This is a genomic window from Enterococcus moraviensis ATCC BAA-383, assembly GCF_000407445.1.
Taxonomy (GTDB): domain Bacteria; phylum Bacillota; class Bacilli; order Lactobacillales; family Enterococcaceae; genus Enterococcus_L; species Enterococcus_L moraviensis.
Genome location: NZ_ASWB01000002.1, coordinates 132,277 through 156,017, shown reverse-complemented (window position 1 = coordinate 156,017; position 23,741 = coordinate 132,277). Strand labels below are relative to the sequence as shown.

Annotated in this window: 20 protein-coding genes, 2 tRNA genes and 3 rRNA genes; 3 read left to right on the top strand and 22 right to left on the bottom strand. The window is 38.6% G+C overall.

Features of this window, described 5'->3' with window-relative positions; genetic code table 11:
- Nucleotide 1: 1 nt before the first annotated feature.
- From fabF to I586_RS06645, 19 genes are all read right to left on the bottom strand, one after another.
- Nucleotides 2–1,237, bottom strand: a complete 1,236-nt coding sequence (fabF, locus tag I586_RS06735) for a beta-ketoacyl-ACP synthase II (RefSeq protein WP_010765900.1) — start codon at nt 1,235–1,237, stop codon at nt 2–4.
- Nucleotides 1,238–1,263: 26 nt separating this feature from the next.
- Nucleotides 1,264–2,001: a 3-oxoacyl-[acyl-carrier-protein] reductase gene (gene fabG / locus I586_RS06730; protein WP_010765901.1), complete on the bottom strand. Its 738-nt coding sequence runs from the start codon at nt 1,999–2,001 to the stop codon at nt 1,264–1,266.
- Between the two features lie 3 nt (nt 2,002–2,004).
- Nucleotides 2,005–2,934 carry an ACP S-malonyltransferase gene (gene fabD / locus I586_RS06725; protein ID WP_010765902.1) on the bottom strand — a complete coding sequence of 310 codons (930 nt, stop codon included), beginning with the start codon at nt 2,932–2,934 and terminating at the stop codon, nt 2,005–2,007.
- Between the two features lie 187 nt (nt 2,935–3,121).
- Nucleotides 3,122–4,078, bottom strand: coding sequence for an enoyl-[acyl-carrier-protein] reductase FabK (gene fabK, locus I586_RS06720; protein ID WP_010765903.1), 957 nt, complete (start codon nt 4,076–4,078; stop codon nt 3,122–3,124).
- Nucleotides 4,079–4,264: 186 nt separating this feature from the next.
- A complete protein-coding gene (locus I586_RS06715; RefSeq protein ID WP_010765904.1) occupies nt 4,265–4,489 on the bottom strand; it encodes an acyl carrier protein in 225 nt (74 codons plus the stop codon).
- Between the two features lie 49 nt (nt 4,490–4,538).
- On the bottom strand, nt 4,539–5,498 hold the full coding sequence (locus I586_RS06710) for a beta-ketoacyl-ACP synthase III (RefSeq protein ID WP_010765905.1): 960 nt from the start codon (nt 5,496–5,498) through the stop codon (nt 4,539–4,541).
- Between the two features lie 14 nt (nt 5,499–5,512).
- Nucleotides 5,513–5,953 carry a fatty acid biosynthesis transcriptional regulator FabT gene (gene fabT / locus I586_RS06705; RefSeq protein ID WP_010765906.1) on the bottom strand — a complete coding sequence of 147 codons (441 nt, stop codon included), beginning with the start codon at nt 5,951–5,953 and terminating at the stop codon, nt 5,513–5,515.
- Between the two features lie 565 nt (nt 5,954–6,518).
- The gene (locus tag I586_RS06700) at nt 6,519–6,749 is read right to left on the bottom strand and encodes a YkuJ family protein (protein ID WP_010760442.1); all 231 of its coding nucleotides are present in this window, start codon (nt 6,747–6,749) and stop codon (nt 6,519–6,521) included.
- Between the two features lie 100 nt (nt 6,750–6,849).
- A complete protein-coding gene (locus I586_RS06695; protein ID WP_010765907.1) occupies nt 6,850–7,740 on the bottom strand; it encodes an NAD(P)-dependent oxidoreductase in 891 nt (296 codons plus the stop codon).
- A gap of 76 nt (nt 7,741–7,816) precedes the next feature.
- The gene (locus I586_RS06690) at nt 7,817–9,040 is read right to left on the bottom strand and encodes a glycosyltransferase family 4 protein (RefSeq protein ID WP_010765908.1); all 1,224 of its coding nucleotides are present in this window, start codon (nt 9,038–9,040) and stop codon (nt 7,817–7,819) included.
- A 49-nt stretch (nt 9,041–9,089) separates the two neighbouring features.
- Entirely contained in the window at nt 9,090–10,106 is a 1,017-nt protein-coding gene (locus tag I586_RS06685; protein WP_010765909.1) for an LTA glycolipid anchor biosynthesis glycosyltransferase, IagA/BgsA family, read from the bottom strand.
- 287 nt (nt 10,107–10,393) lie between these two features.
- Nucleotides 10,394–10,467 (bottom strand) — tRNA-Asn (locus I586_RS06680).
- A gap of 10 nt (nt 10,468–10,477) precedes the next feature.
- Nucleotides 10,478–10,593, bottom strand: a 5S ribosomal RNA gene (gene rrf, locus I586_RS06675).
- Between the two features lie 95 nt (nt 10,594–10,688).
- Nucleotides 10,689–13,600: ribosomal RNA gene (locus tag I586_RS06670) — 23S ribosomal RNA — on the bottom strand.
- Between the two features lie 181 nt (nt 13,601–13,781).
- A tRNA-Ala gene (locus I586_RS06665) sits at nt 13,782–13,854 on the bottom strand.
- 83 nt (nt 13,855–13,937) lie between these two features.
- Nucleotides 13,938–15,498 (bottom strand): 16S ribosomal RNA (locus tag I586_RS06660).
- The 16S, 23S and 5S rRNA genes sit together here with 2 tRNA genes alongside, the layout of an rRNA operon.
- A 664-nt stretch (nt 15,499–16,162) precedes the next feature.
- Complete coding sequence (locus I586_RS06655; protein ID WP_010765910.1) at nt 16,163–16,678, bottom strand: GNAT family N-acetyltransferase; 516 nt, start codon at nt 16,676–16,678, stop codon at nt 16,163–16,165.
- A gap of 133 nt (nt 16,679–16,811) precedes the next feature.
- Nucleotides 16,812–17,183 (bottom strand): hypothetical protein, encoded by a 372-nt coding sequence (locus I586_RS06650; protein WP_174270386.1) that lies wholly within the window; start codon nt 17,181–17,183, stop codon nt 16,812–16,814.
- A gap of 64 nt (nt 17,184–17,247) precedes the next feature.
- The gene (locus I586_RS06645) at nt 17,248–17,616 is read right to left on the bottom strand and encodes a CvfD/Ygs/GSP13 family RNA-binding post-transcriptional regulator (RefSeq protein ID WP_010765912.1); all 369 of its coding nucleotides are present in this window, start codon (nt 17,614–17,616) and stop codon (nt 17,248–17,250) included.
- A 199-nt stretch (nt 17,617–17,815) separates the two neighbouring features.
- Here I586_RS06645 and I586_RS06640 point away from each other — a divergent pair, with 199 nt between their 5' ends.
- Complete coding sequence (locus I586_RS06640; protein WP_010765913.1) at nt 17,816–18,982, top strand: MalY/PatB family protein; 1,167 nt, start codon at nt 17,816–17,818, stop codon at nt 18,980–18,982.
- A 67-nt stretch (nt 18,983–19,049) separates the two neighbouring features.
- On the opposite strand, the gene I586_RS06635 is transcribed toward I586_RS06640, so the two are convergent.
- On the bottom strand, nt 19,050–19,637 hold the full coding sequence (locus I586_RS06635; RefSeq protein WP_010765914.1) for a peptidylprolyl isomerase: 588 nt from the start codon (nt 19,635–19,637) through the stop codon (nt 19,050–19,052).
- Between the two features lie 224 nt (nt 19,638–19,861).
- Here I586_RS06635 and I586_RS06630 point away from each other — a divergent pair, with 224 nt between their 5' ends.
- Nucleotides 19,862–20,875, top strand: coding sequence for an NAD(P)/FAD-dependent oxidoreductase (locus I586_RS06630; RefSeq protein WP_010765915.1), 1,014 nt, complete (start codon nt 19,862–19,864; stop codon nt 20,873–20,875).
- A gap of 37 nt (nt 20,876–20,912) precedes the next feature.
- Here I586_RS06630 and I586_RS06625 read toward each other — a convergent pair whose 3' ends face one another.
- Entirely contained in the window at nt 20,913–21,158 is a 246-nt protein-coding gene (locus I586_RS06625; RefSeq protein WP_010765916.1) for a DUF1450 domain-containing protein, read from the bottom strand.
- Between the two features lie 43 nt (nt 21,159–21,201).
- Here I586_RS06625 and I586_RS06620 point away from each other — a divergent pair, with 43 nt between their 5' ends.
- Nucleotides 21,202–21,750 (top strand): phosphatidylglycerophosphatase A family protein, encoded by a 549-nt coding sequence (locus I586_RS06620; RefSeq protein ID WP_425250066.1) that lies wholly within the window; start codon nt 21,202–21,204, stop codon nt 21,748–21,750.
- A 776-nt stretch (nt 21,751–22,526) separates the two neighbouring features.
- On the opposite strand, the gene I586_RS06615 is transcribed toward I586_RS06620, so the two are convergent.
- Nucleotides 22,527–23,414 carry a hypothetical protein gene (locus I586_RS06615; protein ID WP_010765918.1) on the bottom strand — a complete coding sequence of 296 codons (888 nt, stop codon included), beginning with the start codon at nt 23,412–23,414 and terminating at the stop codon, nt 22,527–22,529.
- Between the last annotated feature and the right edge of the window lie 327 nt (nt 23,415–23,741).

Genomic DNA, 23,741 nt, shown 5'->3' with positions numbered 1-23,741 from the left:
TTTAATCCTCCCAACGTTTTAAACAAAGTACTGCATTATGACCACCAAAGCCAAATGAATTTGTCAAAGCATACTCAAATTCATGTTTTTGACTTTCATTTGTAACAATATTAATTTCGATGGCTTCATCTAACTGCTCAATATTGATCGTTGGCGGAATAAATTGATGCTGTAAAGCGTTCAATGTCGCAATTGCTTCAATCCCACCTGTAGCACCTAATGAATGCCCAGTCATACTTTTCGTGCTACTAACACGAACATTTTTAGAGGCTTCTCCTAAAGCAGTTTGAATTGCTTTAGTTTCTGCAACATCATTGGACGGTGTACTTGTACCGTGAGCATTGATATAGCCCACTTTGTCAGAATCAATATTGGCTTCTTCGATCGCTAATTTCATCGCTTTGGCAGCACCACTTCCATCTGGCCTAGGCGATGTCATATGATAGGCATCACAATTTGAACCATACCCAACGATTTCCCCTAAAATTTTAACTCCTCTTTTTTGAGCATGCTCTAAAGATTCCAAAACTAAAATTCCAGCACCTTCACCCATTACAAATCCACTACGATTTTTATCAAATGGAATTGATCCTCTATTTGGATCTTCCTCAGAAGTTACAGCTGTTAAGGAAGCGAAACCAGCAATTCCTATTTCAGTGATCGAAGCTTCCGTTCCGCCTGCTAATAATACATCTGAATAACCATGTTTGATATTTCTAAAAGCTTCTCCGATCGAATTATTCGCTGTAGCACAAGCCGTGACTGTTGCCGTACATGTCCCTCTTGCTCCAACGCGTAACGCGATATTCCCTGCCGCCATGTTTCCAATAGCCATTGGTATAAATAAAGGCGCCACACGTTTAGGCCCTTTTTCACGCATTCTTGTCACTTGATCCTGAATAGTTTGTAGTCCACCAATACCAGAACCCACCATGACCCCAAAACGATCAACATCAATCTGTTCTATATCTAATTGACTCATTTCCATCGCTTCTAACGCTGCATAAATACCGAATAAGGAAAAAAGATCCATACGTTTAGCATCTTTTTTTGCAAAATACTTGTCAAAAGGAAAGTCCTTTACTTCTGCTGCTAATGTAATACCCGTTTCGCTGGCATCAAACTTTGTAATAGGTCCAATTCCATTTTTTCCAGTTTGTAAACTTTCTAAAAAGGTTTCTGCATCATTCCCAATTGGAGATGCCACACCATAACCTGTAATCACTACGCGATTCATTCAATCGCTCCTTTCAAGCTTGTTGATTAGCCGTGCATGACTAAACCACCATCTACATTTAGGACTTGCCCTGTAATATATGGACTTTTCGCTAAAAAGATTGCCGCATTGGCGACGTCTTCTACTTGTCCAAATGATTGTAATGGAATTTGTTGACTCATTTGTTCTTTTACTTTATCGGATAAAACTTCTGTCATTTCAGTTTCAATAAAGCCTGGTGCAATAGCGTTACACGTAATGCCGCGAGCCGCAACTTCTCTTGCTACTGATTTAGTTAAACCAATAACCCCAGCTTTACTTGCCGCATAATTGGCTTGGCCGATATTTCCCATCAACCCAACGACACTAGACATATTAATAATTCTTCCACTACGTTGTTTCATCATTTTTTTGATTGTATGTTGTGTCATATTGAATGTTCCGGTTAAATTGATTTGAATGCATCGTGTAAAATCTTCTTCTGACATTCTCAATAATAATTTATCGTTTGTAATGCCAGCGTTGTTCACTAGAATGTCTACTGATCCTAAACCATCAACAACAGCCTGTATCATTTCTCCTGCTGAGTCAAAATTAGCAATATCTCCTGAAACCCCGATACATTTAACCCCAAAAGCTTCAATTTCTTTCACTAATTCTGAGCTGATTTCACCACGCCCATTCAAAGCAACATTTGCGCCTTCTTTTGCAAAAGTTAAAGCAATTTCTTTTCCGATGCCTCTTGTACTACCTGTAACAAATACGTTTTTTCCTTTTAAATCCATTCGTTACCTCCCGTCCAACAAAGCTTGTGTTTCACACAGTGTTTTTTCATCTTCCACACGAGCCGTTTCGATTTCTTTATCGATTTTCTTGATAAAACCAGTTAATGTTTTACCTGGTCCAACTTCTATCATTACATCAACATTCATTTTTTTGATTGTTTCGATACTATCAGCAAAACGAACAGCAGACATCACTTGTTTTTCTAATAATTCTTTGATCTCTGATTGTTCCATTACGTGCGCTGTAGTATTACTGATTACAGGAATCGTCATTTCTGCAAAATTTATTTTTTCTAACTCACTTGCTAACCTTTCAGAAGCAGGTTTTAATAATGCCGTATGAAAAGGACCACTAACTTTTAAAGAAACAGTTCGTTTCACACCAGCCTCTTTTAGCAATTCCACCGCTTTATCAACAGCAGGTATTTCTCCACCGATAACAACTTGCTGAGGCGTATTATAGTTTGCAGGCGAAACAATTCCCAGAACACTTGCCTCTTGGCAACATTTTTCGATCAATGAACGATCAGCGTTCATTACTGCGACCATTTTCCCTGTTCCACTGGGTGCAGCTTCCGTCATATACTTGCCTCTTTTAGCAACTAATTGAACGGCTTCTTTAAATGAAATCGCGCCACTTGCTACAAGCGCACTGTACTCTCCTAAGCTTAATCCTGCTACTACATCTGGCTGATAACCTTTTGACTGTAAAAGACGATAAAAAGCAATACTGACTGTTAAAATAGCAGGTTGTGTATACATAGTCTCATTTAGCTGGTCATTTTCTGTAAAACAGAGTTCTGCCATATCATATCCCAAAGCATCACTTGCTTCTTTAAATGTTTGTTGAACAATTTCCTCTTGGTCAAACAATTCTTTTCCCATGCCACTATACTGAGCACCTTGTCCGCTAAATACAAAAGCTGTTTTCATTACCTTACTCCTTTATTTTAGGCTAGCATTCAAAGCTAGATAGATTTAATCACTGATTAGGCAGCTCAAACTTGAGTAAAAAACAAAAAACAGGATTAAGATAAATTTTTTCCCATTCAAGTTTTGTTTTTTCAAAAAAAAACTGAACCTCACTTTATTTACAATTCAATTCGAACATTATTTCTATTTAAAGCCAGCGACTACACTTCGCTGCTATCACTTCATTTGTCTCACTAATATAAGAATCAATAATTTCTTTCACTGTCTCTTCTTTTTTTACAAGGCCTGCGATTTGTCCAGCCATGATCGATCCATGATCAACATCACCTTCTACAACCGCTTTTTTTAAAGCTCCTTGTCCTAATTCATCGAATTTCACAAGATCTGGATCAGCTTTTTTCAATTCTATTTTTTCTAACCGATCATATTCATTAGTCAATTTATTTTTAATAGCTCTCACTGGATGCCCAAAATGTTGACAAGTAACCGTTGTATCAACATCTCTTGCTTTAATGATTCTAGCTTTATAATTTTCATGTACAGTACACTCTTTAGCAACCAAAAATCGTGTGCCTATTTGAACACCTTCTGCACCTAACATTAAAGCTGCCGCCATTCCACGACCATCTCCAATACCACCAGCCGCAATCACAGGGATTTTCAACGCATCTACAACTTGTGGCACAATACTCATTGTTGTCAGCTTGCCAATATGTCCTCCAGCCTCCATTCCTTCAACAACTACTGCATCCGCTCCAATTTTCTCCATTCGAGCCCCTAATGCCACAGAAGGAATTACTGGAATCACTTTTATGTTATGTTCTTTAAAACGAGCCATATATTTACTGGGATTCCCTGCACCTGTGGTAACCACAGGAACCTGTTCTTCACAAACTAAATCCACGATATCTTGCGCAAAAGGCGAAAGTAACATGATATTGACGCCAAATGGTTTATCTGTAATTTCTTTGATTTTCTTGATTTCAGCTAGAACTACTTCTTTCGGCGCATTGCCTCCTCCGATGATTCCAAGACCACCAGCTTCAGAAACTGCTCCTGCTAAAGAAGCATCTGCAATCCAAGCCATGCCACCCTGAAGAATAGGGTATTCAATTCCAAGCAAATCACATATCTTTGACTGCATAAACTACATCCTTCAATTTATAAAATCATTAATCAAAAAAGAGCTGGAACAAAACTCTATAAGTTTAGTACCAGCCTTTCTAATTCCAACGAGCGGTGTGAACAAAAGCAAGGCTCTTAGCAATTGTTGAGAATCACATAGAACCTTGCTCATCCAACTTTTTTATTTACCTAATCGCTTTATTTATTATGCTTTTTGTTTTTCTACGTATGTTACTAAATCTTGAACAGTAGCAATACCATCTTCTGATTCAATTTTTATATCGAAAGCATCTTCGATTTCATTGATGATTTGGAATAAGTCTAAGCTATCCGCATCTAATTCTTCTTGAATGTTTGTTGTTAATTTTACTTCCTCAGGATCTTTACCTAATTCTTCTACAATAATTGCTTGAATTTTCTCGAATACCATGTGTATATTCCTCCAATAATTTTCTTTTTTAGTTTATATAGTTACAGTTTTACAGCGTTAAGAGGATTGATCCCCACGTTAAACCGCCGCCGTAGCCTGTTAACACAATTTTTTGATTAGAGCCTAATTGAAGCACTCCTTTTTCTACTGCTTCATCAAGTAATAGCGGGATGCTTGCAGCAGAGGTGTTACCGTTGTGTTCCATATTTGTGAGAAACTTTTCTCTAGGAACTTTAAGCTTTTTCGATATTTTTTCAATGATGCGTTTATTTGCTTGATGCAATAAAAGATAATCTACATCGTCTTCAATGATTTCTTGAATATTTTTTGTGACATCATTCAACGAAAAATCGTAAATATCTCTACCTGTCATGCTTAGATAAGAAGAATGTTCCGATTCCTCTATATAAAAAGGACTTTTATTTTCGACATAACCAGAAGTGAGTGACAAAGCCCTTTGTCCATCTGCCTGTAGTTTTTCGTTTAAAAAATGTTCCTCTTTATCTACTTCTAACAACACACCAGCCGCCCCATCACCAAATAATACAGCCGTACTGCGATCATTCCAGTCAAGAACTTTAGATAATGTTTCTCCACCAATAACCATGCCTAATTTTTTCCCTGTACGGATCAATTTTTCTCCCATACTTAGTCCATAGACAAAACCAGAACAAGCAGCGCTGATATCAAAAGCAAATGCACGAGTAGCCGAAATATGTCCTTGAACAAGGCATGCAACTGAGGGCGTGCCATAATCTGGTGTCATCGTTGCAACAAGGATAAAATCCAAGTCTTCCGCCTTTTTTCCAGATTTCTCTAGTAGTCTTTCAGCCACTTTTATACATAAATCTGATGTATTTTCATTCGTCACAATATTTCTTGAACGTATGCCTGTTCTACTAGAAATCCACTCATCAGATGTATCCATCATTTTGGAAAGTTGCTCATTAGATACTGCATTTTTAGGAACATAACGGCTTGTACATGTTATTTTTGCATGTTGATTCATCTTGGTCCTCACTTTTATTTATATTCCTTTAAGAAATCATGAAGATTCTTCAATGCCTTCAATAAAGCCTGTTCTTCCGCTTTATCCATTCCATTTAAGATTCTTTTGACCATTTCTCTATGGAAATGCTGATGAACACGAAAAAGTAATTTGCCCTTTTTGGTCAATCCTAACTTAACTACTCGACGATCGTCTTCACTTCGTATACGTTCCACATACCCTTTTTTTACAAGGTTATTGATCGCCACGGTCAATGTTCCGACTGTAATCGACAATTCTTTCGCTACTTCTGTCGAAGTCTTTTTCTTATACATCCCAATTGCTTCAATTGTGTGCATTTCAGTAATGGATAAGTCATTGAATTGTGATTTTTTCAATTCGGATTCTTCAATTGTCAAAATATCATTAAAGACACTGACAAGATAATCGTTGACTGTTTCTAAATTAGGTTCCATTTGTGTGCACCATCCATATACTTTGATTATCAAATCATTTGATGTTCAAACTATATCGTATATAAAAAAAGATTGCAAGCAAAATATTCTATTTTTAATTTTTCTTAATCAAAAAAATGGTGAAAATCCTTTAATTAAGCGAGTTAAAAAATAATTTTAAATTTGTAATTTCATGTCCTTTAAAAAAAACTTTTGACTGTTATCAACATATTTACTATCATTTATTTTAGTTTGACGCTCAAAATATTTTCTACTTTTAAGAAAAGGCCGAACATGCCTTTGGGACCGCTAACAATAGATACTTTTGTAGCACAAGTTCCAATCACTCAAGGTTGAATGAAAAGTGATATCAGGACTTTGTCAACTGTACTAGTTAGCTTCCAAGAAGAATTTTTTTAACGATGACCTTTGAAAGCGAATAGCATCGCTAAAAGACTATTAAAGCTATTTTTGATGTATCAATAGCTAACAAATAAAAAAATCCTGTGGCGTACAAAAAATGTACGCCACAGGATTTTTGATTATTGTCATTGATTTTGTTAAATACTTACTTAAATTTTACTAATTATTGAATTAAATCATAAATCTCCATCGCAACAATATCAATATTATCAAATTGATAACTTTGTTGAGAATCAGTTTCTGTTAATTCAAATGTTTCAGTTGATTTATCATAAGTTACGATGCATTTTTCAGCACCTTCACGTTCAAAACGACGAACCTGAATTTCATTGTCTGTTGCTTCAGTCATCGCTTCAAGTCGCTTGATAATCGCCACAAGTTGTGAATGTTTCATAAATGGGCCTCCCTTTAAAAACTAGTTCTGTACCATTGTATCAAAACATTGTCTTTCTTGCATGATTTTTCGTCATTTTTTTTAATTTTTTTGCTGTTCTTTAATTTTTACTATCTGGTAGTTTCCCACTTGGCCACCAAAGTTTGATCAAGGCTTGTGTGCCATCGTTCTCAAACCCTTTATCCGCAAGCTTTTCATAGAGCTTTGTTGCTAATTCTGTTGATGGTAATTCAAGATTCATTTTCTCAGCTTCATCTAAGGCAATCTTTAAATCTTTTATAAAGTGTTTTACGAAAAAGCCTGGAGAATAGTCCTCTTTTAATATTCTTGGGCTGTAGTTGCTTAAAGACCAATTTGCCGCACTGCCACCTGATAATGTCTCAATAACTTTATCCAAGTCTAAACCAGCTTTATTCGCATAGACCATCATTTCTGTCATACCTGTCATTGTTCCAGCAATCATGATTTGATTTGCCATTTTGGTATGCTGCCCTTTTCCTGCACCACCATGCAAGCTAAACGTTTTACCAAAGGTTTCAAATATAGGGAATACTTGGTCGTATGCTTTCTGATTTCCGCCTACCATGATTGTCAGCGTCCCATTCTTGGCCCCTAAGTCGCCTCCTGATACAGGAGCATCTAAAGAGACTCCACCAAGCTCAGTTGCCTTAATTGCTATTTTTTCTGCCAATGTTGGCGTACTAGTAGTTAAATCAACAACTATTTTATTTTTAATATCTTCTGTAAAAATACCATTTTCTTCAAAATAAATCGTCTCAACATCGCTAGGAAAGCCAACCATAGTAAAGATAATATCGCTACTTGCAGTAATTGCAGCTGGAGTATCTTGCCAAACTGCACCTTCTTTAACTAGGTCATCTGTTTTACTTTTAGTTCGATTATAGACATTGACGTTCAATCCTTGTTTCATCATATTTCTGACAATTGCTGCACCCATAACTCCAGTTCCAATGAATCCAATTTGTGGCATAGTCTTAATCCCCCTATTATGTTTAAATAAAAAAACTTCTATTCTTAGTATAAACCAAGAATAGAAGTTTTAACATTTATTTTCTTAAAGAAGTAAATTTGACTTTAATTCGTTCAATAGAGTCCGCTGCTTCTTTTTCTATAATAAGTTGATCGTAATATCGAATCATATCTTCATAAAATTCAAGCATGACATTTCCAAAATGAGTGGCTGATATTTCATAAAGTTTTTCCTTTAAGATAGCTTCGTCTGGTTTAATTCCTGAATCAACATAGTCAATAAAGGTTGAGGCAAAATCCGCATCTGTTTTAAAGGTTCTACCTAAACTTTCATGATCGAATAAATTATTTAAGTAAGCATTTCCTTCAACTACACATGGAACTCCAGATGCCATCGCTTCAGTATAGGTCAGTCCTTGCGTTTCTGAAGTTGAAGCACTGACAAAATAATCAGCAGCTTTGTAATAAATCGCAACTTGATCATTTGGAACTTCACCGATAAATTGAATTTTATCACTTATTCCTAACTCTTCGCCTAAGCAACGAAGCTTATCAACATAAGGTCCATCTCCGACAATCACTAAACTAGCATTGGGAAACTTTTCAAAAATAGTTGGTAACCCTCTAATTATCGCTTGGATATTTTTCTCATATGAAATGCGACTTAAAGATAATAACATGATACTATCATCGTCTAATCCTAATTGATCTCGAAGTGCTTTCTTCATCTCCACAGTAATATCTGGCCTTTCAAACTTCTTAATATCGATCCCTGTTGGAATAATTCTCATCGGTGACGTTACGCCATATTCTTTTAATTTATCAATTACTCGTTCACTGAGACAAACTACCCCTGTCGTATGATTTGCAAAGAAACGAGAAAAATATTTAACGTGCGTGGGCCGTACAACTTTTCCTTTTGCAATATAATGTAAATAATCCTCATACATAGTATGGTACGTATGAATGACAGGGATTTTAAGCTTTTTCCCTACCATTTTACCTAATAATCCTGCACCAAACTCTGTATGCGTGTGAATCAGATCTAATTCAAGTTCTTTGGCAATTAAATATGCATACCACATTCCTCGTACAACGATCCGACGGTCTTTAAAAGAAACGAATGGAACGCTAGGCATCCGAATAACATCTTCTTCAAATTCTTTTGCATTTGGATCAGTGGTCGTAAATATATATACCTCATGACCTTTTTGTTCTAATTCTTCTTTGAGTGTTTTAATTGATGTTGCAACCCCACTAACTTGGGGAAAATATGTATCTGTAAAGAAACCAAATTTCACTTTGTTCCCCTCCATTAATTTAAATTTCCTGATGCATTATTTTTGATTCTTATATGATTTTAGTTCCTAGCACTTTTTCATAGACATCTTTTAGTTCGTGACCAATGTGTCCAATGCTTTTCTCTTTGGCAACGTTATAACCTTGTTGGCACGTATCTGGGATTTCCCCTTCGACAAGTGACTCGAGTAAATGAGCAAACTCTTCATTCGTTTGTCCCATATAACAATTTACTTTATCTTCAAGCCATCCTTTATAGACTGGGATATCCCTAACCAAAACTTGCTGTTTACTAGCCAAAGCTTCTAAAATGACTATTCCTTCTGTTTCTTCATATGAAGGAAAGAAAAATAGATCCGCAGCTGAATATGCCCCTTCAATAATGTCTCCTTTTATATAACCAGGAAATTCAACATTTGAAGGATGATCGTCTTTTACGATTGTCCTAATTGCCTTTGGAATAGAATACATCGGTGTATGCCCAAACCAGATAAAACGATAATCCGGAAATTTTCTAGCGAGTTCAACAAAATCAATAATACCTTTTCTTTCAAAGTAAAGCCCTACACAGATAATAACTTTTTGATTCTCTTTTATTTTAAAATATTTCATAAACTTTGTCTCTTTTTCTTCAGATCGTTTAAAACGATTCAAATCGATTCCGTTTGAAATTGAAGCAATCGGAACGGTGATACCATACCCCACTAATAGTTCCTTTGAATACGGCGTAGGTGTAATTAAAAAATCTGCTTTAGAATATAGACTAACTAAGTATTTTTTAACTAAAGGAGAGAGTTGATTTGATCCAATAAATGAATTTCTAAAATCTTCTTCAGTTGAATGTGCATGGTAAATCACTTTTTTTCCCATCTTTTTTGCTTTGTTTACCATACTATGACTATTGATTCCATAAGTATTAATATGTAAAATATCGTAGTCTTTACAATCAGCATCTAATGTATATTCTATCCCTACTTCAGAGAGTGCCCGCTTCTGATGGTCTAATGCTCGCCCTATTCCAGACTTTGCTAATATTTTTTCACCTTCAAAATATAATAAAACCTTCACGTTGCCACTCCTAACTTCTTTAAACTATTATAACATAGGTTAAATAGTCCTAACTCAATCTAAATTCCTAGTTCAATATATCCTACAAGTATTATATCAAAAAACAGCGTAGGAAAGCCATTTTTCTGTAAAATAGATTCTTCACATGACAAAACTGTTAGTTCACGATAATGGTTTTTACTCATTATTGCCATTATTTCATCTTTTGCTTATTCTATCAAATAATAATGTTTATTTTACTATAAAATAAAAAAAGAACGAAAACTTATTCAGTCTTCGTTCTTTTACTCCGGCAGTAGGACTCGAACCTACGACATCATGATTAACAGTCATGCGCTACTACCAACTGAGCTATGCCGGAATAACAACTAGCGTGGCGACGTCCTACTCTCACAAAGGGAAACCCTTCACTACAATCGGCGCTAAGAAGCTTAACTTCTGTGTTCGGCATGGGAACAGGTGTATCCTTCTCGCTATCGCCACCACACTGGGTGTTGTTGCTATTAAGTTGAGTGATTATTCACTCAAAACTGGATTGAAGTAGTAATCAAACATTCCGAAAAACTTTTTTATTTCGTTTCTTTGGTTAAGTCCTCGACCGATTAGTATTGGTCCGCTCCGTACATCACTGCACTTCCACTTCCAACCTATCTACCTGATCATCTCTCAGGGGTCTTACTTTCTTAAAGAAATGGGAAATCTCATCTTGAGGTGGGCTTCACACTTAGATGCTTTCAGCGTTTATCCCTTCCCTACATAGCTACCCAGCAATGCCCTTGGCAGAACAACTGGTACACCAGCGGTAAGTCCATCCCGGTCCTCTCGTACTAAGGACAGCTCCTCTCAAATTTCCAACGCCCGCGACGGATAGGGACCGAACTGTCTCACGACGTTCTGAACCCAGCTCGCGTGCCGCTTTAATGGGCGAACAGCCCAACCCTTGGGACCGACTACAGCCCCAGGATGCGACGAGCCGACATCGAGGTGCCAAACCTCCCCGTCGATGTGGACTCTTGGGGGAGATAAGCCTGTTATCCCCAGGGTAGCTTTTATCCGTTGAGCGATGGCCCTTCCATGCGGAACCACCGGATCACTAAGCCCGACTTTCGTCCCTGCTCGACTTGTAAGTCTCGCAGTCAAGCTCCCTTCTGCCTTTACACTCTGCGAATGATTTCCAACCATTCTGAGGGAACCTTTGGGCGCCTCCGTTACCTTTTAGGAGGCGACCGCCCCAGTCAAACTGCCCACCTGACACTGTCTCCCACCACGATAAGTGGTGCGGGTTAGAGGGTTCATAACACAAGGGTAGTATCCCACCAGCGCCTCCACCGAAACTAGCGTTCCGGGTTCATCGGCTCCTACCTATCCTGTACATGTGGTACAAACACTCAATATCAAGCTACAGTAAAGCTCCATGGGGTCTTTCCGTCCTGTCGCGGGTAACCTGCATCTTCACAGGTACTAAAATTTCACCGAGTCTCTCGTTGAGACAGTGCCCAAATCGTTACGCCTTTCGTGCGGGTCGGAACTTACCCGACAAGGAATTTCGCTACCTTAGGACCGTTATAGTTACGGCCGCCGTTTACTGGGGCTTCAATTCTGAGCTTCGCCGAAGCTAACCCATCCTCTTAACCTTCCAGCACCGGGCAGGCGTCAGCCCCTATACTTCATCTTTCGATTTTGCAGAGACCTGTGTTTTTGATAAACAGTCGCTTGGGCCTATTCACTGCGGCTGACCGAAGTCAGCACCCCTTCTCCCGAAGTTACGGGGTCATTTTGCCGAGTTCCTTAACGAGAGTTCGCTCGCTCACCTTAGGATACTCTCCTCGACTACCTGTGTCGGTTTACGGTACGGGCAGTTGTTTTCTCACTAGAAGCTTTTCTTGACAGTGTGACATCAGGAACTTCGGTACTATTATTTCCCTCCCCATCACAGCTTGTCCGTATAGAGTAAAGCATTTGACTCTACTCAAGACTTACTGCTTGGACATGCACTTCCAGTCGCATGCATTCCTTAGCCTCCTGCGTCCCTCCATTGCTCAAACAAAAACAACTGGTACAGGAATATCAACCTGTTGTCCATCGCCTACGCCTATCGGCCTCGGCTTAGGTCCCGACTAACCCTGGGCGGACGAGCCTTCCCCAGGAAACCTTAGTCATACGGTGGACGGGATTCTCACCCGTCTTTCGCTACTCATACCGGCATTCTCACTTCTAAGCGCTCCAGCCGTCCTCACGATCGACCTTCAACGCCCTTAGAACGCTCTCCTACCATCACACCAGAGGTGTGATCCACAGCTTCGGTAATATGTTTAGCCCCGGTACATTTTCGGCGCAGGGTCACTCGACTAGTGAGCTATTACGCACTCTTTAAATGGTGGCTGCTTCTGAGCCAACATCCTAGTTGTCTGTGCAACCCCACATCCTTTTCCACTTAACATATATTTTGGGACCTTAGCTGGTGGTCTGGGCTGTTTCCCTTTCGACTACGGATCTTATCACTCGCAGTCTGACTGCCGAATATGAATGAATGGCATTCGGAGTTTATCTGAATTCGGTAACCCGAGATGGGCCCCTAGTCCAAACAGTGCTCTACCTCCATCATTCTTAACTTCGACGCTAGCCCTAAAGCTATTTCGGAGAGAACCAGCTATCTCCAAGTTCGTTTGGAATTTCTCCGCTACCCACAGCTCATCCCCGCACTTTTCAACGTACGTGGGTTCGGTCCTCCAGTGCGTTTTACCACACCTTCAACCTGGCCATGGGTAGATCACATGGTTTCGGGTCTACGACTACATACTCATTCGCCCTATTCAGACTCGCTTTCGCTGCGGCTCCGGCTCTTCACCTTAACCTCGCATGCAATCGTAACTCGCCGGTTCATTCTACAAAAGGCACGCCATCACCCATTAACGGGCTTTGACTTGTTGTAGGCACACGGTTTCAGGATCTATTTCACTCCCCTTCCGGGGTGCTTTTCACCTTTCCCTCACGGTACTGGTTCACTATCGGTCATTAGGGAGTATTTAGCCTTGCGGGATGGTCCCCGCGGATTCCGACGGAATTTCTCGTGTTCCGCCGTACTCAGGATCCTCCTAGGTGTTGCCAACATTTCGTCTACGGGGCTATTACCCACTTTGGCGAACCTTTCCAGGTTCTTCGACTATCTTGACAGACTACCACAACGGAGTCCTACAACCCCAACAAGCAAGCTTGTTGGTTTGGGCTCTTCCCGTTTCGCTCGCCGCTACTCAGGGAATCGAATTTTCTTTCTCTTCCTGCAGGTACTTAGATGTTTCAGTTCTCTGCGTCTACCTCTAACCAGCTATGTATTCACTGGAAAGTAACATCCTATAAAAGATGCTGGGTTTCCCCATTCGGAAATCTCTGGATCATAGCTCACTTACAGCTCCCCAAAGCATATCGGTGTTAGTCCCGTCCTTCATCGGCTCCTAATGCCAAGGCATCCACCGTGCGCCCTTATTCACTTAACCTTACGATCTTACGATCGGTTTTGTTTGGTTCGTTTCTCTAGCGATAGAGGCGTGACCAATAAAATAAGCTTCGAACAGTTAATTAACTCTTCAACGCGGTGTTCTCGGTTTGTTTTGATTACTTTTTTACTTCAATATCCAGTTTTCAATGAACAATTCGTTAGTAACCATTAGGTTACTATGGAGCCTAGCGGGATCGAACCGCTGACCTCCTGCGTGCAAAGCAGGCGCTCTCCCATCTGAGCTAAGGCCCCTTGATGCTTATTAATTTGAGAGTAAACCTCTCAAAACTGAACAAAGTGTCGACGAATGTGTAAGTTTCCGTAATATTCCTTAGAAAGGAGGTGATCCAGCCGCACCTTCCGATACGGCTACCTTGTTACGACTTCACCCCAATCATCTATCCCACCTTAGGCGGCTGGCTCCACAAGGGTTACCTCACCGACTTCGGGTGTTACAAACTTTCGTGGTGTGACGGGCGGTGTGTACAAGGCCCGGGAACGTATTCACCGCGGCGTGCTGATCCGCGATTACTAGCGATTCCGGCTTCATGTAGGCGAGTTGCAGCCTACAATCCGAACTGAGAGAAGCTTTAAGAGATTTGCATGACCTCGCGGCCTAGCGACTCGTTGTACTTCCCATTGTAGCACGTGTGTAGCCCAGGTCATAAGGGGCATGATGATTTGACGTCATCCCCACCTTCCTCCGGTTTGTCACCGGCAGTCTCGCTAGAGTGCCCAACTGAATGATGGCAACTAACAATAAGGGTTGCGCTCGTTGCGGGACTTAACCCAACATCTCACGACACGAGCTGACGACAACCATGCACCACCTGTCACTTTGTCCCCGAAGGGAAAGCTCTATCTCTAGAGTGGTCAAAGGATGTCAAGACCTGGTAAGGTTCTTCGCGTTGCTTCGAATTAAACCACATGCTCCACCGCTTGTGCGGGCCCCCGTCAATTCCTTTGAGTTTCAACCTTGCGGTCGTACTCCCCAGGCGGAGTGCTTAATGCGTTAGCTGCAGCACTGAAGGGCGGAAACCCTCCAACACTTAGCACTCATCGTTTACGGCGTGGACTACCAGGGTATCTAATCCTGTTTGCTCCCCACGCTTTCGAGCCTCAGCGTCAGTTACAGACCAGAGAGTCGCCTTCGCCACTGGTGTTCCTCCATATATCTACGCATTTCACCGCTACACATGGAATTCCACTCTCCTCTTCTGCACTCAAGTCTCCCAGTTTCCAATGACCCTCCCCGGTTGAGCCGGGGGCTTTCACATCAGACTTAAGAAACCGCCTGCGCTCGCTTTACGCCCAATAAATCCGGACAACGCTTGCCACCTACGTATTACCGCGGCTGCTGGCACGTAGTTAGCCGTGGCTTTCTGGTTAGATACCGTCAAGGTAAGAGCAGTTACTCTCCTACTTGTTCTTCTCTAACAACAGAGTTTTACGATCCGAAAACCTTCTTCACTCACGCGGCGTTGCTCGGTCAGACTTTCGTCCATTGCCGAAGATTCCCTACTGCTGCCTCCCGTAGGAGTCTGGGCCGTGTCTCAGTCCCAGTGTGGCCGATCACCCTCTCAGGTCGGCTATGCATCATGGCCTTGGTGAGCCGTTACCTCACCAACTAGCTAATGCACCGCGGGTCCATCCATCAGTGACACCCGAAAGCGTCTTTCAAATCAACACCATGCGGTGTCGACTATTATGCGGTATTAGCACCTGTTTCCAAGTGTTATCCCCCTCTGATGGGTAGGTTACCCACGTGTTACTCACCCGTCCGCCACTCCTCTTTTCAAATGAGTGCAAGCACTCGGTAGAAAAGAAGCGTTCGACTTGCATGTATTAGGCACGCCGCCAGCGTTCGTCCTGAGCCAGGATCAAACTCTCATAATAAAAGTTGAACACAATCTTGCGATTGTTAAGCTCATTTGTTTGCTAGCATATTGCTTCGCTTTGTTAAAAATTGTTGTTTGTTTTTACCGTTGTAAAAACAACCTACACATTTGGTTCGTCTTACTTTGTTCAGTTTTCAAAGGTCTACTGTGTTACCTCGCAGCAACTTTTATATCATATCAAATCTTCGATTCGATGTCAACACTTTTTTTCAAAAGTTTCAAAGTTTTTTCTGCTTGATGTTGTCGAGTGTTTCGTGACAACTTCATTAGTTTATCAGGTTATTAGTTATTTGTCAACAACTTTTTTCTGATTTTTCAAGTTTTTTTCGAACTTGAAATGTTATTCTATTTCTTGTTTGTCGCTTGTAGTTCTTGCGACAACTTCATTATTTTATCAGGTTAAACATTGTTTGTCAACAACTTTTTTCCTGATTTCCAAAGTTTTTTTCAACCTTGGATTGTTATATTATTCTCATCGTTCGGCGTGTTTCATCAGTGCCTTGCGACAAGATATAATATAACAAGTTTTTCTTTATTGGTCAACCTTTATTTTCAAAAAAATATCAAAGTTTATTATTGGATTTTATGCTAATCTATCATATTTTCGTCTTTTTAACATTTTTATTATGTGAACTTGTCATTTCGGATCAATAACCAGTAAATTACGATTGATTTTGCATTTCAAACGAAAATAGTTCGAATTCATTTCCATTTAAATCTTTTGAACTTCCAACATTGATAAACCCATTTTTTTGGTAAAACGCGATTAGCTTCTGATTACTCGCTAAACAATCTAAGCGTAACTCTAAAACTTCACCAGAAAACTTCCGCTTTAATGCAGTCAGTAATTCCGCTCCATAAGATTTGCCTCTATAAATTGGACGAATAATTACACGATGGATGTAACAAACTTTTTGAACTTCATTAATTTCCTTCCAAAGAAGTCGATCCCATTCAGTTGGCATTTCCCATGCTGCAACTAATCCAGCTAACTGAGTATTATTATAGAAGAAATAGACCTCCCCTTTTTCTATTGCATTGGTTAAGCCGTGCTTGTCTTGCCCACTTAAAATCTCAGACCATTGTTCACTTCCAATTTCTTTTAGCCATTCAGCACTTTCTTTCAATAGAGACAAAGCAAGTTTTGTTTCTTCTATAGTAACTTGTTTTAATTCCATACTATTTTTCTCCTATTCTATATTTAAAAAAGGACGATACAAAACTTTAGGTTCGTTTTGCTTCGTCCTTTCACTTCTGGATAAAAAGCGTATAGTAACAATAGCCTTTTATTTTTATGTAACTTATTGATTTTTAAAACATCGGCACTCCTTGAATATCATAAGAAGCTAGTAAATTTTTTAATTCAGATGGTCTTTCCCACACATATCTATCATCAACAGTCGGAATCATGTGGTCTTCGTTCATTTCAAAGACAAACAAAGGCATGTTCTCAGCATCAGTATGCGCATTTGTTAACTCTACTAAATTAATTGATGTAACATCTAGTTGAATTTCTTCTTTGAAAACTTGTAACATGCTTGCCAATCCCGTCATCTCTTCAGAAACTTTTGTTGTAACAAACGCCATTGATTCACCCACTGGATGAACAAGAAACTTTTTCGAACCATCATTTAGATTCAGCATAATAGTACCAGCGACTTTTTTGTTAGACAAAACATCCACCTCAATTAATTTTTGTTTTCAGAAACTAGGAAAATTGTAACATATTTTCTGAAAAAAAACAGAATTATTTCGATAGTAATTTATCCATTGCTTCATCTGTCCATATTGGTAACTCTTTTTTTAACGTTTCAAACCCTATTTTCTTATTTTTATTCGTGAAATATTTTTTGCGTCTATGATTTGGTTGTTGTATTGGATTTTCTAAAGTCCGTAGAGATAAGCTGATTTTTTTTGAATATTCGTCAATGTCAATAACTTGAACTTGGACCTTTTGCCCAACCGTCAACAAACTGTGAATATTTTTCGTATACCCTGCTTGGACTTCCGAAACATGTATCAACCCTTGGACTGTTTCACTTAATGACACGAAAGCACCGTAAGGCTGTAGTCCTGTAATGGTTCCGTCAAGAATCATCCCTATTTTGTATTCCATATTAGTATCCTCTTTTCATTATTCCCGTCAAAATGATCTTCTCATTTAAAATAATAGCACGTTCCTTTAGAAAGTGCATGAATTTATTTCTACTATATACATTATTAATTCTTTTTGTTCATATTTCTTTGAAAGTCTATTATACTATAGTTAAGTCTTATGTACTGAATAATGTTTTATAATAGAAAGGAAGAATTGAATGGTAGAATTTGATACTGTCTATAACCGCCGTAATACAAATTGTTCTAAGTGGGATTCCATTAAGGATACTTATGGAGAAGATGGCTTATTGCCTTTGTGGATAGCCGATATGGATTTCAAAGCAAATACACCTGTATTAGAGGCATTGAAAAAAACTGCAGAGCAAGGGATATTAGGTTATTCACCTGCTCCTGATTCATTATATGAAGCCATTCAAGATTGGCAAAAACGGCATCATGATTATTCCATTAGTAAAGAAGCCATTCTTTTCAATAGTGGCGTTGTTCCTAGTCTCTCACTAGCTATTCAAGCCTATACTGAACCTGGCGATGCAGTTTTGATACACGACCCTGTTTATCCACCATTTGCCAAAGTCGTTGAACAAAATAACCGTAAACTCGTTCGTAGTCAGCTATTGATTGATCAAGAACATTTCATTATGGATCTCGACACATTGGAAAAACAAATTGTTGCTGAAAATATCCGACTTTTTATTCTTTGCAATCCTCATAATCCAGGTGGACGCGTTTGGACCAAAAGTGAGCTAGAAGCTTTCGGAAAATTATGTGCAAAATATGATGTTCTTGTCATCAGTGATGAGATTCACCAAGACTTGATTTTTGCTCCTAATGTGTTTACAACATTCTCAAATGTCCATTCGACATTTAAGGACTTTTCAATTACATTGACAGCTGCAACAAAATCTTTCAACCTTGCAGGTACAAAAAACTCAATGATTTTTATTGAAAATCCTGATCTAAGAAAGAAATTCATTGATGCCCAAGAACGAAACTTCCAAAATGAAATAAACATTTTCGGTTACGTAGGTACAGAGGCTGCTTATCGACATGGTGACAACTGGTTAAAAGAGTTATTGATTTACCTGAACGAGAATATCGTTACGGTAAGTGAATTTTTGAAATCTGAACTTCCAGAAGTCAAAATGATGTGTCCAGAAGGAACTTATCTCATTTGGTTAGATTTTTCTGCTTTCGGTTTGACCGACGCTCAGTTACAAAAACAGCTTATTCATAAAGGGAAAGTTGTATTAAATCCTGGAATATCTTTTGGGCCCAGTGGCACACAGCATATGCGCCTAAATGTTGCTTGTCCTAAAGAAACACTTATTGAGGGTTTGCATAGAATCAAACTTTCTTTTGAATAGTCTAAAAAAGTCCGCAACAAAACTTTATCTAGTTTTGTTGCGGACTTTGCTTTTAACATGATAATGCTTACTCGCTGATTTCTACTTTGTCAATAACGACATCGAATGTTGGACGATCTTGAGAGTCTCTTTGTACTCCGCCGATTTCATCGACAACATCCATGCCTTCAACAACATGGCCGAAAACAGTATGACGGAAATCTAACCAAGGTGTTCCACCTTTTTTATACGCTTCAATCACTTCTGTAGGGAATCCAGCACCTTCTAATTGACCAAACATGTTCGCTGGTACATTCTGATTGTTTACGATAAAGAATTGGCTGCCATTTGTATTTGGTCCAGCATTTGCCATTGATAGCGCACCGCGTAAGTTGAAGACATCTTTAGAAAACTCATCTTCAAATTTTTCACCGTAGATACTTTCGCCGCCCATACCTGTTCCAGTAGGATCGCCACCTTGAATCATGAAATCTGGGATAACACGGTGGAAGATCACACCATCGTAGTACCCTTTTTTCGCAAGTTGAACAAAGTTTTCAACTGTTTTTGGTGCATGTTCTGGGAAAAGTTGTACTGTAATATCCCCACGGTTTGTTTTAATCAGAGCTTTTGGCCCTTTAACATTTGCTAAATCTAATTGTGGAAATTCTGACATTGTTATTTCCTCCTCGTTATTTTTTACTTACTTATACTATCATAAACAACTTCACTTGAAAATTCCATTATCTTTGTTAAACTTTTAAAAGAACCTATTTTTCACAAACTCACACTTGCTTTTTTCTGTTACAAATGATATTTTGTGAAAAACGATATACAACTTTTTTTATTTCATTTATATAGATGAACATTTTTTTACTTTAGAAACTGGAGGAATTTTTGATGTCTGATTCAAAAAATATTTATGATTTGACCATTGTCGGCGCAGGTCCTGTCGGTCTTTTCGCCGCTTTTTATGCTGGTATCCGTAAGGCGAAAACAAAAATAATCGATAGTTTGCCTCAACTTGGCGGACAATTGTCGACGCTTTACCCTGAAAAATATATTTATGATGTTCCTGGTTTTCCTGCAATCAAGGCCAGCGAGTTGATCGACAATTTAGAAAAACAAATTGCGCCTTTTGCTCATGAAACTTGTTTGGAAGAAGAAGTTCGGAATTTGGTTCAAGAAGATGGCCACTTACGTATTGAAACATCAAAAGGGGTCCACTACTCTAAGGCCGTGATCTTCGCTATCGGAAATGGCTCATTTCAACCTAGACGTTTAATGCTTGATGGTGCTGAGGAATTCGAAGGAAACCATGTTCATTATTATGTTACAGATATGAATAAATTTTCTGGTCAAAAAGTCGCTATTGCAGGCGGTGGTGATTCTGCTATTGATTGGGCCTTGATGTTAGAACCTATTGCTAAAGAGGTTTCCATCATCCATCGCCGACCTGAATTCCGTGGACACGAGCATAGTGTCGACAATTTGATGAACTCTGAAGTATCTATCTATACACCTTATGTGATCGATGAGCTCTTGGTTGAAGATAACTTGTTTAAAGGGATTCAGTTAAAAGAGACAAAAACAGATAATTTTGAACAGCTTGATTTGGATTCTTTGATCATCAACTATGGATTCACTTCATCTTTAGGACATTTAAAAGACTGGGGACTCGATGTTAGCCGAAATGCTATCGAAGTCAACTCAGATATGTCAACAAATATTCCTGGGGTTTACGCTGTTGGTGATATTTGCAACTACGATGGCAAAGTAAAATTGATTGCTACTGGATTTGGTGAAGCGCCTACTGCTGTAAATAATGCACTGCACTTTATCAAACCTACTGCACGAACTCAACCTATGCATAGTACTAGTTTATTTGAAGGAAAAGAAGTAAAAATGCTTTAAAAAAATGGAATCGGCTTTTAATAGCTGATTCCATTTTTTATATGCCCATTTCCTCTTGCCAAAGCAAAATCGCCTTTTTTATATGTTCAACCAATTCTTCTGGTGTAGTACCTGTAATTCGTTCCCCCTCAAATAAAACAAAATACGTTTGAGCACATAGAACACATTCGTTCATGCAAGAATAGGAAACTACATCACCATTTTCTTCTATAAACGGATCGCTCAATAACAGTTCTGCACCTTTCGCTAAATTTTGTTCACAACATTCAATTAATGGATTCATCTATCTTCTCCTTGCTTTTTTCTCTGTTGATAGTATACCATTGATGTATTCTAAGTTTAAAAATGATGCATCGGAGGGGTTTATTTTGGTTATAAAAGGCGAAACATTAGAAAATAAAGCACGGCAGTTATTGAAAGACCGTGGTGTTGAAATGGCAGATTTAGCAGAGTTAGTCTTATTTTTGCAAAAACCTTATATTGAAGATCTTGATTTAGCAACTTGTATTGAACATATTGATAGTGTCTTATCGAAACGTGAAGTACACAATACAATCATCACAGGAATTCAATTGGACATTTTAGCTGAGGAAAAGAAATTACTCCATCCTTTACAAGAAATTTTAGAAGAAGATGAAGGGTTATATGGAATTGATGAAATCTTAGCACTGTCAATCGTAAACGTCTATGGATCCATCGGTTTTACAAATTACGGCTATATCGATAAAGTAAAACCTGGAATTCTCGCAAAACTAAACTCTCATGAAGGACCTCAAGTTCATACCTTTTTAGATGATATCGTTGGGGCTATTGCTGCGGCTGCGGCTAGTCGTTTAGCTCATTCTCAACCGGATAAAAGTAGCATTACACAATAAGTATTTTTTTACAAAAACAGTATGTAAATACCACTTTTTTGGGTATCTACATACTGTTTTCTGCTCTTTTTTATCTTTTTGACAGCTTTTCAATTGCTTCGTTAGTAATTTGTCTATTATAATAAGTTTAAAGTATATAACATATTATATACTTAGGTTTAAAGCTACCACTATAGGTACATAAAGAGTTTTCTGATTTTAATTGCACATTTTTTCAGTCGTTGATTTTCTTCCCCAAAGATAAATCAAATACCTATAGTGGTAAACTTTAACCAATCTATCCAAATTGTTAAATCATACATACCTCCAATATATACATATGCCCAACATGGATATTTAAAATAAGTGATAGAAGTAAAAAATAAAAAAACGGTATCAGAATTCCTTCCAATACCGTTGTACCGTTCAATTAGTAAACGCTGGCATGTTCATTGTCTCGTATATTTTTAGGGGTAGATATTTTCCTAAAAATTGAGTACAATAAATCATGTCAGTGCTTTTGCATTGACGAGGGCAACTTGATTGGTCAGTGTCTGCTGACTTTTCAGGGCTTCGTAGTTTGGCGGCCACCAAACTGTGAAGTGCCTTTTTTATTTTCACTTCTATCATGTACTTATTGTACAAGATGAGTGAATGTTTCGTCAATGCTGATTCTGCTTTATTTTTTTCCTTAAAAAGTCATGTTCTTCAAACAAATAATAGACACAAGGCATTCCTTATTATTCTTTCGTTAATAAAAATTCTTATTCAGCAACCAGTACTTAGTTTAATTAAGATTATTGAGTTGTTGATACAGTCATTTTAAGTGCTTGTAAGGCATCCATGTGCTGAATCGTGTAGACGATCGTTCCTTTTTGCCAAACAACTGAATTATTTTGATAACTATCACTTATACTGGCTGTTAAAGAAATTTGTCCAATATTTTGTGGTGCTGGAAGCATTGCTGTTTCTAAATAGGCAACTGCATCCTTAGCTAAAGGTTCCGCTACTTCTCCTCCAATATTAGAAGCTCTCACAACTAAACTCCAATTCCCTTCTTGCCATGATAAAAAGGTAGAGCCAGCAGCACCTTGTTGATAGCCTTTGATTCCATAACCTAAATCAATTGGATTTCCACCGTTATCGATGATTTGATTAACTGCAGCTGCTGCTTCTTCATTTGACCCATACGTTTTTTTCTCAAATGAGGCAATTGGTTGTAAATCATTAACGGCTACATCATTGACTGCAATCGCCTGATCCTCAGCATAATATAAAACCCTAAAGTTTCCTTGGTCAGCTGCACTTGTCGTTGCTGCCGTTAAATATTCTGCTGTTTGACTTGTTAATATCGCTTTGGGTAACTGATCGTTTGGAAAATCCTTACTTAGTTGACTTAAAACGGCATCTGCTTGTTTAGCAGGTGTATTACTTTCTGATTTTACTGGCTCTTTACTTTCGCTATTCTTCGTTTCAGACGATGAACTAGATGATGACGCTTTTGTCGTGCTCTGAGTCATGCTGGATTTTGTCGTATTCTTACTCGTCTCCGTAGTAGTGGTTTGACTTGTTTTTTCAGTACTTTTAGCTGTAGTTGAACTTTCAACCGTTTTCCCTTTTCCTCCGCATGCAGCCAAAGACAATCCTGCAAGTAATATAATTGAATAGATGAACTTTTTTTTCATTTTTTTCCCCTCCTAAATGTTTCTTTCTTTTAGTTTATCATTAAGTAACCGAATACTCACTTCATATGATTATGGAATAGATATAGGCATTTCAACTATAAAATCTTCTTTTCACTTCCATTCTGCATCTCTAAAAAGAAAAAAGAACGACTATTCCATCTTCTAAACGTCCAAAGACGCCAACAGAATACCGTTCTTGTGGGTTTGGCACCCAATGGGTCGTAAGGGGCTCGAACCCATGACCCGGTGATTAAGAGTCTATTAAATCATATATTATTCTTGTAAACCTTATTAAATCAATGTTCCTTTTATTGATTTTATCATTAT

Bases quoted from the DNA above. Each gene is read 5' to 3' on its own strand.
- I586_RS06640 (WP_010765913.1), top strand. From the start codon at position 17,816: ATGGTAGAATTTGATACTGTCTATAACCGCCGTAATACAAATTGTTCT.
- fabK (WP_010765903.1), bottom strand. From the start codon at position 4,078: ATGCAGTCAAAGATATGTGATTTGCTTGGAATTGAATACCCTATTCTT.
- I586_RS06620 (WP_425250066.1), top strand. From the start codon at position 21,202: ATGTATTCTAAGTTTAAAAATGATGCATCGGAGGGGTTTATTTTGGTT.
- I586_RS06630 (WP_010765915.1), top strand. From the start codon at position 19,862: ATGTCTGATTCAAAAAATATTTATGATTTGACCATTGTCGGCGCAGGT.
- I586_RS06615 (WP_010765918.1), bottom strand. From the start codon at position 23,414: ATGAAAAAAAAGTTCATCTATTCAATTATATTACTTGCAGGATTGTCT.
- I586_RS06700 (WP_010760442.1), bottom strand. From the start codon at position 6,749: ATGAAACATTCACAACTTGTGGCGATTATCAAGCGACTTGAAGCGATG.
- I586_RS06710 (WP_010765905.1), bottom strand. From the start codon at position 5,498: ATGAATCAACATGCAAAAATAACATGTACAAGCCGTTATGTTCCTAAA.
- I586_RS06635 (WP_010765914.1), bottom strand. From the start codon at position 19,637: ATGTCAGAATTTCCACAATTAGATTTAGCAAATGTTAAAGGGCCAAAA.
- I586_RS06625 (WP_010765916.1), bottom strand. From the start codon at position 21,158: ATGAATCCATTAATTGAATGTTGTGAACAAAATTTAGCGAAAGGTGCA.
- I586_RS06695 (WP_010765907.1), bottom strand. From the start codon at position 7,740: ATGCCACAAATTGGATTCATTGGAACTGGAGTTATGGGTGCAGCAATT.
- fabD (WP_010765902.1), bottom strand. From the start codon at position 2,934: ATGAAAACAGCTTTTGTATTTAGCGGACAAGGTGCTCAGTATAGTGGC.
- I586_RS06715 (WP_010765904.1), bottom strand. From the start codon at position 4,489: ATGGTATTCGAGAAAATTCAAGCAATTATTGTAGAAGAATTAGGTAAA.
- I586_RS06645 (WP_010765912.1), bottom strand. From the start codon at position 17,616: ATGGAATACAAAATAGGGATGATTCTTGACGGAACCATTACAGGACTA.
- I586_RS06655 (WP_010765910.1), bottom strand. From the start codon at position 16,678: ATGGAATTAAAACAAGTTACTATAGAAGAAACAAAACTTGCTTTGTCT.
- fabG (WP_010765901.1), bottom strand. From the start codon at position 2,001: ATGGATTTAAAAGGAAAAAACGTATTTGTTACAGGTAGTACAAGAGGC.
- fabF (WP_010765900.1), bottom strand. From the start codon at position 1,237: ATGAATCGCGTAGTGATTACAGGTTATGGTGTGGCATCTCCAATTGGG.
- fabT (WP_010765906.1), bottom strand. From the start codon at position 5,953: ATGGAACCTAATTTAGAAACAGTCAACGATTATCTTGTCAGTGTCTTT.